This window comes from Nocardioides sp. JCM 18998 (assembly GCF_055391535.1).
Genome location: NZ_AP043886.1, coordinates 2,644,950 through 2,660,685 on the forward strand (window position 1 = coordinate 2,644,950; position 15,736 = coordinate 2,660,685).

The window sequence follows — 15,736 nt, forward strand, 5'->3', positions numbered from 1 at the left end:
TCTCATGTGTCTCTCAACTGTTTCTTCGGAGGGCCGTTTCCGAACGTGGCGTTACGAGTGATCGCGCCGCCCACCGTCCGGCTTGTCTGACCCCTGCTCTAGCGTCGGCCGCGTGGAGTCGCTCTCACTCGCGCAGGCGCGCCGGATCGCCCTGGCGGCGCAGGGGTTCACCGACGGTCTCGACAAGAGCTCGACCTCCGGCCGCCCGCCGACGATGCGGACCCTGCAGCGCACCCTCGAGCGCACCGGCGTCCTCCAGGTCGACAGCGTCAACGTGCTGCAGCGCGCCCACTTCATGCCGCTCTACGCGCGGATGGGTCCCTACGACGTCGATCTGCTGCGCCGCGCCTCCACCGGCCAGCGTCAGCGCCGGCTGGTGGAGTACTGGGCACACGTGCAGGCCTTCATGCCGGTCGAGCTGTGGCCGGTGATGCGCCACCGGATGGAGTTCTACCGGCAACGGCAGGGCAAGTGGTCGATCGTCGATGCCGAGCCCGGCCTGGTCGACAGCCTGCTCGCCGAGATCCGGGACGGCGGCGCCGCCACCGCGCGCGAGCTGGACGAGGGGCTGCCGCGCGCCAAGGAGCACTGGGGCTGGAACTGGTCGACCGCCCGCCGTGTGCTCGACTGGCTCTACACCACCGGCGACCTGGCGATCGCGGGCCGGACCAGCCAGTTCGAGGTCCGCTACGACCTGCCCGAGCGGGTGATCCCGCACGCGATCCTCGACCAGCCCACACCGACCCTGGCCGAGGCACAGCGCGAGCTCGTCCGGCGCGCCGCCCGCTCGCACGGGGTCGGCACGATCAAGGACCTGGCCGACTACTACCGGATGGGCGCCACCGAGACCGCCGCCGCCGTCGCGACGCTGGTGGAGGACGGCGAGCTCCGGCCGGTGCGGGTCGAGGGCTGGGCCAAGCCGGCGTACCTCCACCGCGACGCCCGCCTCCCGCGCAGGGTCGGCGCGCGAGCGCTGCTCAGCCCGTTCGACCCGGTCGTGTGGGAGCGCGCCCGCACCGAGGCGCTGTTCGACTTCCACTACCGGATCGAGATCTACACGCCCGAGCACAAGCGGGTGCATGGCTACTACGTGCTGCCGTTCCTGCTCGGCGACCGGGTGGTGGGCCGCGTCGACCTCAAGGCCGACCGTGCGACCGCACGACTGATCGTCAAGGCCGCGTACGCCGAGCCGGGTGCCCCGGCGGACACCGCGGAGCACCTCGCGGCCGAGCTGGGACGGCTCGCGGGCTGGCTCGGACTGGGCGAGATCCGCGTCGAGCCGCGCGGAGACCTGGCTCCCGCACTCAGCGCCCTTGTCGCACCGGTAGAGTAAGTGCGCTGCAGCACGTCCGGACGCAGCTGCTGGTCGTACCGTGAACTCAAGGAGCTAGCCCTCGTGGCCATTCTCGACAAGATCCTCCGTATCGGTGAGGGCAAGATCCTTCGCCAGCTCGAAGTGATCGCCAAGCAGGTCAACGCGCTCGAGCCCGAGTTCGAGAAGATGACCGACGAGGAGCTCCAGGCCATGACGGCCGAGTTCAAGGAGCGGTACGCGAACGGCGAGGCGCTCGACGACCTCATGCCCGAGGCGTTCGCCACCGTCCGTGAGGCGGCCCGCCGCGTCCTCGGTCAGCGCCACTACGACGTCCAGATCATGGGCGGCGCCGCGCTCCACCTCGGCAACATCGCCGAGATGAAGACCGGTGAGGGCAAGACGCAGACGGCCGTCCTGCCGGCCTACCTCAACGCCATCGCCGGCGAGGGCGTCCACGTCGTCACCGTCAACGACTACCTCGCGACCTACCAGTCCGAGATGATGGGCCGCGTTTACAACTGGCTCGGCATGACGGTCGGCGTCATCACCCCCGACCTTACGCCGCCCCAGCGCCGCGAGATGTACCTGCGCGACATCACCTACGCCACCAACAACGAGCTCGGCTTCGACTACCTGCGCGACAACATGGCGGGGTCGATCGACGACCTGGTCCAGCGTGGCCACTTCTACGCCTGCGTCGACGAGGTCGACTCGATCCTGATCGACGAGGCCCGTACGCCGCTCATCATCAGTGGTCCCACCGAGGACGACGTGAAGTGGTACGACGAGTTCGCGCGGATCGCCTCGAACATGCAGATCGACGTCCACTACGAGGTGGACGAGAAGAAGCGCACGATCTCGGTGCTCGAGGACGGCATCACGGTCGTCGAGGACCACCTCGGCATCGAGAACCTCTACGACAGCGTGAACACCCCGCTGATCTCCTTCATGAACAACTCCATCAAGGCCAAGGAGCTGTTCCGCCGCGACAAGGAGTACGTCGTCGCCGACGGCGAGGTGCTCATCGTCGACGAGCACACCGGCCGCATCCTCTCGGGTCGGCGCTACAACGACGGCCTGCACCAGGCGATCGAGGCCAAGGAGGGCGTGGAGGTCAAGGAGGAGTACCAGACCCTCGCGACCATCACCCTGCAGAACTACTTCCGCCTCTACGAGAAGCTCTCCGGCATGACCGGTACGGCCATGACCGAGGCGAGTGAGTTCGACAAGATCTACGGCCTCGGCGTCGTGCCGATCCCGACGAACAAGCCGATGATCCGCGCCGATCAGGCCGACCTGGTCTACCGCACGGAGGAGGCCAAGTACGACGCCGTCATCGAGGACATCGTCGAGCGCAACGCGCAGGGCCAGCCGGTCCTGATCGGCACCGTCTCGGTGGAGAAGTCCGAGTACCTCAGCCAGAAGCTCAAGCAGCGCGGGGTGGCGCACTCCGTCCTCAACGCCAAGTTCCACGCCGACGAGGCCAAGATCGTCGCCCTCGCCGGCCACCGCGGCGCCGTCACGGTCGCGACCAACATGGCCGGTCGAGGCACCGACATCATGCTCGGCGGCTCGGTCGAGTTCCTCGCCGACCAGGCGCTGCGCAAGCGCGGTCTGGAGCCGGTCGGCGAGACCGCCGAGGAGTACCAGGCGGCCTGGCAGGACACCGTCGACACCTTCAAGGCGCAGGTCGCCGCCGAGCACGACGAGGTCAAGGAGCTCGGCGGCCTCTACGTCATCGGCACCGAGCGGCACGAGTCGCGCCGCATCGACAACCAGCTGCGCGGTCGCTCCGGGCGTCAGGGCGACCCGGGCGAGTCCCGCTTCTACCTGTCGCTGCAGGACGAGCTCATGCGGCTCTTCAAGTCCGACTGGGTCGACCGCATCCTGGTGATGCTGAAGATCCCGGACGACATGCCGATCGAGAACAAGCGCGTCACCAACGCGATCGCGTCCGCGCAGGGTCAGGTCGAGGGGCAGAACTTCGAGTCCCGCAAGAACGTCCTCAAGTACGACGACGTCATGGACCGCCAGCGCAAGGTGGTCTACGGCGAGCGCCGCGAGGTCCTCGAGGGGCGCGACATCGAGCAGCAGGTCCGCTCGTTCCTCGACGACACCGTGACCAGCATCGTCACCGGCGGCACCCAGGACTTCTCGGAGGAGTGGGACCTCGACCAGCTGTGGACCGACCTTCGCCAGCTGTGGCCCGTCTCCTTCGGCCCCGAGCGCTTCATCGACGAGGTCGGCGACAAGGCGAACCTGGACCGCGACGAGATCATCGCCGCGCTCAAGGAGGACGCCCAGGCCGCGTACGACCGTCGCGAGGAGCAGGTCGGAGAGGAGGTCATGCGCGAGCTCGAGCGGCAGGTGCTGCTCTCGGTGCTCGACCGCAAGTGGCGCGAGCACCTCTACGAGATGGACTACCTCCGCGAGGGCATCGGCCTTCGTGCGTACAGCCAGCGTGACCCGCTGGTCGAGTACCAGAAGGAGGGCTTCGAGATGTTCGCCACGATGATGGACGGCATCAAGGAGGACGCCGTCGGCTTCCTGTTCAACCTCGAGGTCGAGGTCGAGGACCACGGCGACCACCAGCACCTCTCGATCTCCGGCCTGCCCGACGAAGGCTCCGTCGAGGACGACGAGGACGAGCTCGACGGTCACGAGGACCACGATCACGACGACCACGATCACGACGGTCACGACCACGACGGTCACGATCACGACACCACGCCGGTCACCCCGGCGTTCCGGGCCAAGGGCCTGGAGCGGGTCGCGCAGCCGCAGCAGCTGACCTACACCGCCCCGGGCGAGAACGGTCAGGCGGCTGTCGTCACCGAGGCCGCCGAGGACCCGTACGCGGGTGTCGGCCGCAACGAGCCGTGCCCCTGCGGCTCGGGCAAGAAGTTCAAGCAGTGCCACGGCGCGCCGGGCGCGAAGCGCTGATCGACTGATCCGACGCGCGGGCCTCGTCCTCCGGGACGAGGCCCGCGCGGCATTTCCGTGGCTCAGGCGAACTGCAGGGCGGTGCAGATCCAGCGACCCCGCTCAGCCTCGAAGCGGGCGGCGAGGGCGCGGGAGCGCAGGCCGTAGCGGACGTGGATGCTGGTCTCGACGATCAGGGGCGAGACGAAGAAGGAGTGCACGCTGACCACCTTGGGGCGCACGGGCTGGACCCGGCTCTGTCCCGGCTTGTGGTGGCCGGCCCGTCCGACCACGTCGGCGCGGCGCTCGAGCTCGGCGTAGACCGCGGCGCTGCTCCAGCGCAGCAGCTGGGTGACCGGCCGGTCGCCGCCGATGATCTCGACCGCCGCTTGGCCGAAACGGCCGACCCAGGCGTCCAGCTGACGGCGCTGGCTGCGCTCGATCGGGACGACATCGGCCGCCGCAGCAGGCCGGTCGTGCTGCTCGGGGACGGCGGTGATGGGCGGCTCGCGACGGGGCTGCAGATCGAGTGCGAGGGTGCCCTGGACCTCGGCGACCGGGACGGCACGGCGGCGGTTGATCGGCGTGACGCTCATCGTGCTCACCACGCCCGCGGACGGGCCAGCCGCTGCCCAGGCTCGAGGTGGTCGGGATCGGCGCCGATGACGTCGCTGTTGGCGGCGTAGAGGCGGTGCCAGGTGTGCGAGATCGTCGCGTTGTCGGCGTCCTCGGGCAGCCGCTCCGCGGCGAGGTGCCACAGCGAGTCGCCCGATCGCACCACGATCTCGCCGGCCTGTGGCCTGGTCCGCGGCTCGTCGATCACGGGATCCACCGGATGCACGGTGGCGACCGGTGGGGGCACCAGGTGCACCGGGCCGGGCGTCGCGAGCGCGGGGGAGACGACGCCGGCCGCGAGCGCGAGCCCACATGCGCTCAGCACCAGGCGACGGTACGCGGCTGGAGCACCGAACCGGCGCGCCGAGAGCGGACCGGCGGCCGCCGGGTCGCCGGCCGCGGTCCGTACAGCCTCGAGGAGCACCGCGACGGTGACGAGCCACGCCCAGACGGCGCAGCCGAGCAGCACCACCGTGCACCACTGGCCGAGGAGCTCGGCGAACGGCTGGGCCGGGTCGAGGTCGGTGGTCGGGACGAGGGCGGTGGCCAGGGTGGCGAGCGTCCCGGTGGCGGCGATGGCGAGGGCAGCGGCTCGCAGGCGGATCTGACGGCGGAGGTGACGCGGCGAGGTGTTCATCCCAGAATCCTTGCGTTTGCGTTGGTTTGTTTAGTTCACGCTTGTTTGCGTGTGCTGTCAACGCTCCCGCTGTCGGGCCTGTGGATAACTCGCACCAGCGCGGCGCAGTCGCGGGGGGGTGGTCGCGGGGGTGGGCGATCAGAGCGCGATGCGGGTGCCGCTGAGGCGCGCGAAGACCACCACGGCGACGGCCGCGACCACGCCGCCGATCAGCCAGCCGGCCAGGACGTCGGTGAGCCAGTGCGCCCCGAGGTAGAGCATCGCGGCGCAGATGAGGAGCACAAGGGTGCCCGCGAGCGCCGCGACAAGACGTCGCAGCACGGCGCTCGGCCACCGCACGGTGAGCACCAGCGTGATCGCGCCCGCGGAGACGAGGGCGGCGACGGTGGAGGGCATGGAGCTGCCGTGGACGGTGACCAGCGCGAGTTCGGCCGGTGGGCGGGCGCGGTCGATGACGTCCTTGAGTGCGGTCGCCACCGCGCTCGCCGTTGCGGCGGCGGCCACGGTCGTCCAGAGCGCGGCGACCTGCCCGAGGGCGATGCCGATCGCGAACACGATCGCCATCGCGATGCCGAGGACACGGCCGTCGCTGCCGGCCATCAACGCCTGTGCGACGTCGGTGGCGTGCGGCCCGCGGTGCGCGGCGATCCACTCCATCAACCGCGCATCCACCGTCACGACCCATAGGCTCTCAGCCATGTCCTGGGAGGAGGAGCTCTTCACGCTCTTCGACGACCTCGAGTCGCAGGCGTCGGCCGCCTTCGCCGCCGACCGCGCGGCCGAGCTCGCCGACCGCAGCCGCGCGGAGTACCAGCAGGTCACGCTCGCCGGGCGGCTGATGGCGAGCGTCGGGCGTGAGATCGATCTGGACGTGCGCGGCGTCGGGCTGCTCCACGGCACCCTCGAGCGGGTCGCCACCGGCTGGTTGCTGCTCAGCTCGGCGGCCGGTCAGGACTGGATCGTGCGCGAGGCGGCGATCGGGAGCGTCGCGGGGGCGTCCGAGCGCGCGGTCCCGGCCGTCGCGTGGGAGGCGGTCGCCCGGCTCGGCATCGGCTCGGCCCTGCGTCGTCTCGCCGACAGCGGGGAGCGCTGCCTGCTTCACCTGACGGCCGGTGGTCGCTACGACGGCGTGCTGCGACGCGTCGGGGCCGATTTCGCCGAGGTGGACGACGCCGGTCGGCTCCGGCTGGTCGCCTTCGAGGCGCTGGCCGCGGTGCAGAGCCGCGAGTGAGTCGTGCCGGAGGGCCGAGTCGGCGGTGCGGGAGGGCCGAGTCGGCCTAGGTGGCGTCGACGTCGAACGGTGGGAGCTCGCCGGTGCTGAGCCGGGTCGTGGTCATGAGGTCCGCCTCCTCCGCGTCGGCCGCGTCCATCGCCTCGCGGACCTGACGCGCCACGAAGCGGCGCGGGTCGAGGTCGGTGAGCTCGAGATCGGCGTACTCCGGGCCGAGCTCGGCGCGCAGCTCGTCGCGGACGTTGTTCGCGACCGCCCGACCACGGCGTACGAGCAGGGCGGCCTGACGAGCCACCTCCGGCAGCTTGTCCGGACCGAAGACCAGGATCGCCACGAAGGCGATCACCAGCAGTTCGGGGAAGCCGATCCCGAACATGGCAGGCTCAGAACTTGTTGGACGGCGTGAGGCCGAGCTGCATGCCGGCGAGGCCGCGGCCCCGACCGGCGAGCTTCTCGGCGATGCCCGCGAGGACGGTCGCGGCCGGAGCAGTCGGGTCGGAGTCGACGATCGGCTTGCCGACGTCGCCGCCCTCGCGCAGCGAGGTGTCCAGCGGCACCTGGCCGAGCAGCGGCACAGCGGTGCCGAAGCGCTGCGAGAGCGTCTCGGAGACCCGCGCGCCTCCACCGGCACCGAAGATCTCGATGCGGTGCTCCTTGCCCTCCTCCGCACAGTGGGGGCAGGCGAGGTAGGACATGTTCTCCACGACGCCGACCACGCGCTGGTGCATCATCTCGGCCATCGTCCCGGCCCGCTCGGCGACCTCCGCCGCGGCCTCCTGCGGCGTGGTCACCACGACGATCTCGGCGTTGGGCAGGTGCTGGCCGAGCGAGATGGCGATGTCACCGGTGCCCGGGGGCAGGTCGAGGAGGAGGACGTCGAGATCGCCCCAGTAGACGTCGGCGAGCATCTGGCGCAGGGCGCGGTCGAGCATCGGGCCGCGCCAGGCGACCACCTGGTCGCGACGCGGCTTGAGCATGCCGATGGAGATCACCGAGACGCCCGAGGCGGTCGGGACCGGCATGATCAGGTCGTCGACCTGGGTCGGACGCGAGTCGGCGACTCCCAGCATCGCGGGGATCGAGTGGCCGTAGATGTCGGCGTCGACGAGGCCGACCTTGAGACCCAGGTTCGCCATCGCGACGGCGAGGTTGACCGTGGTCGAGGACTTGCCGACACCGCCCTTGCCGGAGGCGATCGCGAAGACCTTGGTCAGCGAGCCGGGCTGGGCGAACGGGATCTCGCGCTGGGCGGCGCCGCCGGTGAGGCTGTTGCGCATCGCGGTGCGCTGCTCGTCGCTCATCACGCCGAGCTCGAGCTGCACCTCGGTGACCCCGGGCACCTTCGAGACCGCGGCGGTGACATCGCGGTTGATGGTGTCCTTGAGCGGGCAGCCCGCGACGGTGAGCAGCACCTTGGTGGAGACGACGCCGGTGTCGGAGACCGCGACGGACTCGACCATGCCGAGCTCGGTGATCGGGCGCTTGATCTCCGGGTCGTTGACAGTCGCCAGTGCGGCGTTGACCTGGTCGAGGAGGGTGCTCACGCCGCCAAGGGTACGGCGTGGGCGGAGAGCGTCCGCTATCCGGCCTCGTCCTCGGACGACGCCTGCGTGCCGCCGCGCTCGCCGCGCTCGTCGAGGTCGGCGAGCAGCGAGCGGAGCTCGGAGCGGAGGTAGTCACGAGTGGCGACCTCACCGAGCGCCATCCGCAGGGAGGCGATCTCGCGGGCGAGGAACTCCATGTCCGCCTGGGCCTGCGAGGCGACGCGCCGGTCCTGCTCGGCGAGGACCCGGTCGCGGGCCTCCTGCCGGTTCTGCGCCAACAGGATCAGAGGGGCGGCGTAGGAGGCCTGCAGCGACAGGATCAGGGTCAGGAAGATGAACGGGTACTCGTCGAACTTCCACGGCGTGAGGTTCGTGACGATCCAGACCACGACGAAGATCGTCATGAAGAGCAGGAAGCTCGCGGTGCCCATGTAGCGGGCGAACTCCTCGGCGAACTTCCCGAACGCGTCGGGCGAGAAGCGCGGGCGGCGGATCAGGGGGGTGCGCTTCTCCTGCGGCACGTCCAGCCGGGCGCGGGGCTCACTCATCGCTCTCCTCCCGCTCCCGGTCGCGCCAGTTCTCCGGCAGCATGTGGTCGAGCAGGTCGTCGACGGTGACGGCGCCCACGAGGTGGCCGTGCTCGTCGACCACCGGGAGGGCCACGAAGTTGTACGTCGCCATCATCGCGGCGACGTGATCGCGGCTCGAGGTCGGCTTGAGCGGGTCGAGGCTCTCGTCGAGGGCGCCGGCGACCAGGGACGAGGGCGGCTCGCGCAGCAGACGCTGGATGTGCGCGATGCCGAGGAACTTCCCGGTCGGCGTCTCCAGCGGGGGACGGCAGACGTAGACCACCGCGGCCTGGGCCGGGGTGAGGTCGGCGTTGCGGACGTGCGCGAGGGCGTCGGCCACCGTCGCGTCAGGCCCGAGGATGACCGGCTCGGGCGTCATCATGGCGCCGGCGGTGTTCTCCGCGTACGACATGAGGCGCCGGACGTCCTCGGCCTCCTCGGGCTCCATCAGCTCGAGGAGCTGGGCGGCCGTCTCCGGCGGCAGGTCGTTGATGAGGTCGGCGGCGTCCTCCGGTGACATCTCCTCGAGGACGTCGGCGGCGCGCTCGGAGTCGAGCAGCGCCATGATCTCGACCTGGTCGTCCTCGGGGAGCTCCTCGAGGAGCTCGGCGAGCCGCTCGTCGTCGAGGGCGGCGATGACCTGGCCGCGCCGCTCGGGCGGCAGGTCCTGGATCATGGTGGCCGCGTCGGCGGCCTTCATCTCGGCGATCGCCTGGAGCAGGTGGGTGGCGCCCTGGGTGGCGGATCGCTCGGAGAGCCCGTCGACGTCGCGCCACTCGACGACGTGGGTCTGGCCGCGGCGACGCAGCGCGGCGGGGCCGCGCTTGCTGCTCTCCTGGACGGCGAGCCGCGACAGCACCCAGTCGCGGGTGCGGCCCTGCTCCATGGCGACGTCGTACACGGTGCCGGTGATGCCGTTGAGCGGGCCGCCCGCGGTGATGGTGACCTGCCGGTCGATCATCTGGCCGATGACGAGGGTCTCGGTGGTGCGCTGCTCGAAGCGGCGCAGGTTGAGCAGCCCGGTCGTGTAGACCTGCCCGCTGTCGATGTTCGTCACCCGCGTCATCGGCACGAAGATCCGACGCCGGCCGAAGACCTCCGCGACCAGGCCGAGGACGCGCGGCTGCGAGCGGTCCCCGCGCATGGTGACGACGACGTCGCGGACCTTGCCCACCTGGTCGCCCTGCGGGTCGAAGATCGGCAGACCCGCCAGACGGGCGACGAAGACGCGGACGGGGGCGGTGCTCACGGCGACACGCTACCGGGCGCGTCCAGTGCGTTCGCACGCGCGCTGTGAATCCCCTGCGAAAGCTGCTCGAACGCTTGACGCTGTGGCAGGAGTGACGGCTGTTATGGTGACTGTCTCCTTTTCGTCCCCCAGGTGAGGTTCTCTGGTGAACAAGCGCGCAGCCGCCATCCTGACGAGTCTTCTCGTCGCTCTCGGGCTCCTGGTGGCTGTCGAGGGCGCCTCCTCCGGAGCCCGCGTCCCGGCCCGGATCACCGTCGCCGCCCAGCACCGGGTCAACACCGCGGCGCCTGTCCGCCAGCTCTCGGTCGGCGGTCAGCACGGCTGTGCGATCTCCACCTCGAACACGCTGTCCTGCTGGGGCGACAACGCCTACGGCCAGCTCACCGGCGCGCGCGGCTCCGACGCCGCGAGCCCGGTGGCGGTCGGCGCGGCGCGCAACTGGGCCCAGGTCTCGGCCGGTGGCCCGCAGACCTGCGCGGTGACGACCAACCACCGGCTGCAGTGCTGGGGTCTCAACCGCTTCGGTGCTCTGGGCAACGGGAACACCAAGGCGACCAGCAAGCGGGTCAAGGTCTTCAAGGCCAAGCGGTACGCCTCGGTCGCGACCGGTTGGTACAACAGCTGCGCGATCCACACCAACCACAAGATGACCTGCTGGGGCCACAACCGCGAGGGCGAGCTCGGCACCGGCAACCACAAGAACGCGGTGAAGCCGCAGCCGGTGAAGGGTCGCCAGGGCTGGGCCCAGGTCGCCATCGGCGGCTGGAACACCTGTGGCGTCAAGCTCGACGGCTCGCTGTGGTGCTGGGGCGGCAACCAGTGGGGTCAGCTCGGCAACGGCACCTACACCAGCGCCTCGCGGCCGGTGCGCGTCGGCACCCGCACCGACTGGTCGCGGGTAGCGGCGACGTGGAGCCACACCTGCGCCGTGACCCGTACGGGTCAGGTCTGGTGCTGGGGCAACAACAACGAGTACCAGCTGGGCAACGGCACCCGCACCTCCAGCGCCGTCCCGGTCCAGGTCGCCACCTCCGTGGTCGCCCGCCAGGTCGCGGTCAGCGAGGGAACCTCCTGCGTCCTCGACAGCAGCGGCCGGGTGTCCTGCTGGGGCTACAACGGCTACGGCCAGATCGGTGACGCCTCCACCCTGATCCACACCACACCGGTCGTGCGCAGCACCGGCGTCACCGCCATCTCGGCCGGCTGGCTCTCCACCTGCGACCTCAAGGCCGGCGGCTCGGTGACCTGCTACGGCGACAACGAGAACGGGCAGCTCGGCAACGGCACCGTGACCGACACCGCCTACCCGCTCGCGCCGGGAGTCGTCATCGGAGCCCGTACGGCCGCCCGCGCCGACGTGACCAGCCCGGCCAGCCCGTCCGTCACGGCCAGTGCCACGGCCGGCGTCACGACGACCCCGAGCGCCGCGCCCACGACCACCGCCCCGGTCACGCCGAACCCGACGTCGTACACCATGGCCCCGGGCAGTCCGACCGACTTCCGGCTCTCGACCTTCAACCTGCTGGGCGACCAGCACACCCAGCCGGGCACCGACGAGGACTACCGCGCACCGTCGCGGATCCGCGCCGAGTGGACCGCCCAGGCGATCGACCTGCTCGGCCTCGACGTCATCGGGACCCAGGAGGCCCAGGCCCAGCAGCTGGCCTGGATCCTCAAGGCGAGCCACGGCGAGCTGTCGTCCTACGCCACCCCCGAGCAGGGCAGCCGCTGGACCGAGGCGGCGCTGCTGTGGCGCACGTCCGCCTTCACCGCGCTGCGCACCCAGCACTTCCTGACGCCGTACATCCAGAACACGATGCCGCGCCCGCTCGTCCTGTTGCAGAGCAAGCTCACCGGACGACAGATGTGGGTGCTGGACGTCCACAACCCGCCGTGGAAGTCGAAGGCGCAGCAGCGCAAGCGCGACCAGGCGATGAAGATCGAGGTCGCGAAGGTGCAGCGCTACACGAAGAACGGCCTGCCGTTCTTCTTCGTCGGCGACTTCAACGAGAAGGCCAAGGCGTTCTGCACGGTGCTTCAGAACACCTCGCTGCGCAGCCCCCAGCACGGCCGGATCATGCGTGGCGGCGTGTGCAAGCCGCCGGTCAACCAGCGTATCGACTGGCTCTTCGGATCCAACGGCGTGCAGTGGTCCGGCTACAGCCAGACCCGCACCCCGCTGGTGGGCAACGCGACCGATCACTACGTCCAGTACGCCTCGGTCCATCTGTCATAATCGGAGCCGTTTCTCCTAGCGAAAAGGATCCGCGTGGCTCGACGGGTCATCCTGCACATCGGTTCGATGAAGTCCGGGACCAGCTTCCTCCAGAACGTCCTGGGCGCGAACCGCGAGGCCCTCGCCGAGCAGGGTGTGCTGTTCGCAGGGACGCGGTGGCGCGACCAGGTCGATGCCGTCCGCGACCTCGCCGACAACACGCCCGACGGGCTCGCCGAGGACGGTCCGTGGCACCGGCTCGCGGCGAGCATCCGGGAGTGGCCGCAGACCGCTGTCATCTCGATGGAGTTCCTCGCGCCGCGCAACAGCGACCAGATCCGGCTGATCTGCGACTCCTTCGGCGACGCCGAGATCGACGTGGTGATGACGGTCCGTGACCTGGGCCGCACCATCCCCGCCATGTGGCTGGAGTCCACCCAGAACGGCGCCACCGACACGTGGGAGGAGTTCCTCCGCGGCGTCCGCAGCGGCGAGGGTCCGGCGGGCAAGGACTTCCACCGCCACCAGAGCCTGCCCGCGATCGCGGAGCGCTGGAGCTCGGTCGTCGGGCGTGACCGCTTCACCCTCGTCACCGTGCCGCTGCCCGGTGCCCCGTCGCGGGAGCTGTGGGACCGCTTCACCGAGATCCTCGGGGTGACGGTCGCCGACGTCCAGCTCGACGTCCGCGCCAACCCCGGGCTCGGCCTGGCCAGCGCGATGGTCCTGCGACGGTTCAACGAGCGCTACCGCGCCCAGCGCGGCGGCGACCTCGGCCCGGAGTACCTCCGCCTGGTCAAGCACCGCCTCGCCAAGGGCGGGCTGGTGCACCGCGACGACGAGCCCAAGCTGGGCTTCGACGCGCGCTGGGCCCGCAAGATGGGGGAGCAGCAGCGCGACGCGCTGCGCGCCGCCGGCTACCGCGTCATCGGGGACCTCGCCGAGCTCACCCCGCAGCGGGTCCGTGGCGTGCAGCCCAAGCAGGTCAGCGCCGACGACGAGCTCGACGCCGCCATCGACGGGCTGATCCACCTGACCGCCGAGCTCAAGAAGCACCGCCCCGGCAAGCCGCAGGTGAAGCAGTGATGCGGTTCGGCCGTCGCGAGCGCGCCCGTACGGCGACCGAGCCGACCTTCGGGGAGCGCCCCACCGTCGCGGTCGTCACCGTCACCCGCAACGAGGGCGACATGCTGCGGCTGTGGTGCGAGCACTACACCCGCCACGTCGGCGCCGACGCGCTGATGATCTTCGACGACAACTCCACCGACGGCTCCACCGAGGCCGCCCGCGCGGCCGGCCACGCCGTCCACCGGATCCCGGGATTCCCGGGCGGGGCCGGCTTCGAGCGGGCCCGGATCGCGCTGGTCAGCGACGTGGCTGCCGGCCTGCTCGCCGTCTACGACTACGTGGTCTTCGTCGACGTCGACGAGTTCCTCGTTCCCGACCCGACGCGGTACGCGGACCTGCCGGCGTTCCTGGCCGCGCACCGTGACGAGGAGATCGTGGGCGCCGTCGGGCTCAACCTGGTGCACGACCTCGAGGGGGAGGCGCCGCTCGACCTGAGCCGGCCGATCCTCGCGCAGCGCTCGTACGCCTCGCTCTCGCCGCTGATGTGCAAGCCGTCGATCAAGCGCGTGCCCGCACCGTGGGCCGACTCCTCCCACGGCATCCACGGCCGCTACCGGGTGGCGCCGGATCTCTACCTGCTGCACCTCAAGTTCGCCGACCGCGACCGGCTCAAGGCGATCGGAGGCGAGCGGCACAGCGCCAACCAGGCCGACGGCCGCGCCGGGAAGTCGAGCTGGAGCCAGCCGGGCAACAAGCTGGTCGGAGCGCTGCGCGCCGCCGCCACGCCCGAGGCGATCGCGGCTGCGACCGAGATCGACACCACCGCCCTCGACCTCGACGCGCTGGTCCTGCACGAGCGGACGCTCTACCGCGCTCCCCGGATCGGACAGCTCATCGCACTGCGCGACCAGCCCGTCGTCCGCATCCCGGCCCGACTCCGCGGAGCGCTCTAGCCGGACTCCGCGACCGGGTGTGAGGCTTGTCTCAGGCGGCCGAATGCTACTGGCCGGTAGGATCGCCGGAACCACCAGCCGAGGAGGAGCAAGAGCATGACGCGCTTGGCGCAGACCGAAGGTCTCACCGACATCCAGCAGGACATCCTGGCCGCGGTCCACCAGTTCGTCGAGGACAAGATCATCCCGGTCGCCCAGGACCTCGAGCACTCCGACACCTACCCCCAGGAGATCGTCGACGGGCTCAAGGAGCTCGGCGTCTTCGGCCTCACGATCCCCGAGGAGTTCGGCGGCCTGGGGGAGTCGCTCCTGACGTACGCACTGGTCGTCGAGGAGATCGCCCGCGGCTGGATGAGCGTCAGCGGCGTCATCAACACCCACTTCATCGTGGCCTACCTGCTCATGCAGCACGGCACCGAGGAGCAGAAGCAGAAGTACCTGCCCCGGATGGCCACCGGCGAGGTCCGTGGGGCGTTCTCGATGTCGGAGCCGGGTCTCGGGTCCGACGTGTCGGCCGTCTCCACGAAGGCGACCAAGCAGGACGACGGCTCGTACAGCATCACCGGTCAGAAGATGTGGCTCACCAACGGCGCCTCCTCGACGCTCGTGGCCCTCCTGACCAAGACCGACCAGGGCTCGGACTCGGTCTACAAGAACATGACCACCTTCCTCGTCGAGAAGGAGGCCGGCTTCGGGGAGACCGCTCAGGGCGTCACCGTGCCGGGGAAGATCGACAAGATGGGCTACAAGGGCGTCGAGACCACCGAGCTCATCCTCGAGGGTCACCGGATCGGCGCGGAGCAGATCCTCGGCGGTGAGCCGGGCAAGGGCTTCTTCCAGATGATGGATGGCGTCGAGGTCGGTCGCGTGAACGTCGCCGCCCGCGCCTGCGGCCTGGCGATCCGCGGCTTCGAGCTCGGGATCGGCTACGCCCAGCAGCGCAAGACGTTCGGCAAGGTCATCGCCGAGCACCAGGCCGTGCTGTTCCGCCTCGCGGAGATGGCCACCAAGGTCGAGACCATCCACGCCATGATGGTCCGCGCCGCGCGACTCAAGGACACCGGCAAGCGGATGGACGTCGAGGCCGGCATGGCCAAGATGCTCGCCTCCGAGTACGCCAACGAGGTCGTCGAGGACTCCTTCCGGATCCACGGCGGCTACGGCTACTCCAAGGAGTACGAGATCGAGCGCCTCATGCGCGAGGTCAAGTTCATGCTGATCGGCGAGGGCACCTCCGACATCCAGAAGATGATCATCGGGCGCCAGCTCCTCAAGGAGTACAAGGCCTGACGCACTCCTGATGCACACCGGGATGCACACCGGGATGCACTCCGGGATGCACTCCGGGGCCCCTCTGGGGCTCCTCACCGGCTACGCATAGCCAGTCAGATTAATTTCCGCTTCTGTGGCGGAGCGATTGA

At 70.2% G+C, this 15,736-nt stretch carries 14 protein-coding genes; 7 read left to right on the forward strand and 7 right to left on the reverse strand.

Annotated elements, in window-relative coordinates; genetic code table 11:
• Window positions 1–112: 112 nt before the first annotated feature.
• Window positions 113–1,333 (forward strand): winged helix-turn-helix domain-containing protein, encoded by a 1,221-nt coding sequence (locus ACZ5L9_RS12340; RefSeq protein WP_464528072.1) that lies wholly within the window; start codon window positions 113–115, stop codon window positions 1,331–1,333.
• 63 nt (window positions 1,334–1,396) lie between these two features.
• A complete protein-coding gene (gene secA, locus ACZ5L9_RS12345) occupies window positions 1,397–4,258 on the forward strand; it encodes a preprotein translocase subunit SecA (RefSeq protein ID WP_464528074.1) in 2,862 nt (953 codons plus the stop codon).
• 62 nt (window positions 4,259–4,320) lie between these two features.
• On the opposite strand, the gene ACZ5L9_RS12350 is transcribed toward secA, so the two are convergent.
• The 3 genes from ACZ5L9_RS12350 to ACZ5L9_RS12360 form a co-directional block, all read right to left on the reverse strand.
• Window positions 4,321–4,833 (reverse strand): Rv3235 family protein, encoded by a 513-nt coding sequence (locus tag ACZ5L9_RS12350; protein WP_464528076.1) that lies wholly within the window; start codon window positions 4,831–4,833, stop codon window positions 4,321–4,323.
• A 5-nt stretch (window positions 4,834–4,838) separates the two neighbouring features.
• The gene (locus ACZ5L9_RS12355) at window positions 4,839–5,489 is read right to left on the reverse strand and encodes a LysM peptidoglycan-binding domain-containing protein (RefSeq protein WP_464528077.1); all 651 of its coding nucleotides are present in this window, start codon (window positions 5,487–5,489) and stop codon (window positions 4,839–4,841) included.
• Between the two features lie 138 nt (window positions 5,490–5,627).
• Window positions 5,628–6,167 (reverse strand): phosphatase PAP2 family protein, encoded by a 540-nt coding sequence (locus ACZ5L9_RS12360; protein ID WP_464528079.1) that lies wholly within the window; start codon window positions 6,165–6,167, stop codon window positions 5,628–5,630.
• A 19-nt stretch (window positions 6,168–6,186) separates the two neighbouring features.
• Between ACZ5L9_RS12360 and ACZ5L9_RS12365 the strand changes: the two genes are divergently transcribed.
• Window positions 6,187–6,720, forward strand: coding sequence for a hypothetical protein (locus ACZ5L9_RS12365; RefSeq protein WP_464528081.1), 534 nt, complete (start codon window positions 6,187–6,189; stop codon window positions 6,718–6,720).
• 46 nt (window positions 6,721–6,766) lie between these two features.
• Here ACZ5L9_RS12365 and ACZ5L9_RS12370 read toward each other — a convergent pair whose 3' ends face one another.
• The 4 genes from ACZ5L9_RS12370 to ACZ5L9_RS12385 are packed head-to-tail and all read right to left on the reverse strand — an operon-like array spanning window position 6,767 to window position 10,082.
• A complete protein-coding gene (locus tag ACZ5L9_RS12370; protein ID WP_464528083.1) occupies window positions 6,767–7,096 on the reverse strand; it encodes a sec-independent translocase in 330 nt (109 codons plus the stop codon).
• A 7-nt stretch (window positions 7,097–7,103) separates the two neighbouring features.
• On the reverse strand, window positions 7,104–8,264 hold the full coding sequence (locus tag ACZ5L9_RS12375) for an Mrp/NBP35 family ATP-binding protein (protein ID WP_464528085.1): 1,161 nt from the start codon (window positions 8,262–8,264) through the stop codon (window positions 7,104–7,106).
• Between the two features lie 35 nt (window positions 8,265–8,299).
• On the reverse strand, window positions 8,300–8,812 hold the full coding sequence (locus ACZ5L9_RS12380) for a DUF1003 domain-containing protein (RefSeq protein ID WP_464528087.1): 513 nt from the start codon (window positions 8,810–8,812) through the stop codon (window positions 8,300–8,302).
• A complete protein-coding gene (locus tag ACZ5L9_RS12385; RefSeq protein ID WP_464528088.1) occupies window positions 8,805–10,082 on the reverse strand; it encodes a magnesium transporter MgtE N-terminal domain-containing protein in 1,278 nt (425 codons plus the stop codon). Before ACZ5L9_RS12385 ends, ACZ5L9_RS12380 begins: the two co-directional genes overlap by 8 nt.
• A 145-nt stretch (window positions 10,083–10,227) precedes the next feature.
• Here ACZ5L9_RS12385 and ACZ5L9_RS12390 point away from each other — a divergent pair, with 145 nt between their 5' ends.
• The 4 genes from ACZ5L9_RS12390 to ACZ5L9_RS12405 all read left to right on the forward strand — a co-directional run bounded on the left by ACZ5L9_RS12390 (window position 10,228) and on the right by ACZ5L9_RS12405 (window position 15,605).
• Window positions 10,228–12,318 (forward strand): RCC1 domain-containing protein, encoded by a 2,091-nt coding sequence (locus ACZ5L9_RS12390; protein ID WP_464528090.1) that lies wholly within the window; start codon window positions 10,228–10,230, stop codon window positions 12,316–12,318.
• 33 nt (window positions 12,319–12,351) lie between these two features.
• Window positions 12,352–13,380, forward strand: a complete 1,029-nt coding sequence (locus ACZ5L9_RS12395; RefSeq protein WP_464528092.1) for a hypothetical protein — start codon at window positions 12,352–12,354, stop codon at window positions 13,378–13,380.
• Window positions 13,380–14,315, forward strand: coding sequence for a glycosyltransferase family 2 protein (locus ACZ5L9_RS12400; RefSeq protein WP_464528095.1), 936 nt, complete (start codon window positions 13,380–13,382; stop codon window positions 14,313–14,315). The genes ACZ5L9_RS12395 and ACZ5L9_RS12400 overlap by 1 nt, the downstream gene beginning before the upstream one ends.
• 96 nt (window positions 14,316–14,411) lie before the next feature.
• Window positions 14,412–15,605 carry an acyl-CoA dehydrogenase family protein gene (locus ACZ5L9_RS12405; protein ID WP_464528097.1) on the forward strand — a complete coding sequence of 398 codons (1,194 nt, stop codon included), beginning with the start codon at window positions 14,412–14,414 and terminating at the stop codon, window positions 15,603–15,605.
• The last annotated feature ends 131 nt before the right edge of the window (window positions 15,606–15,736 follow it).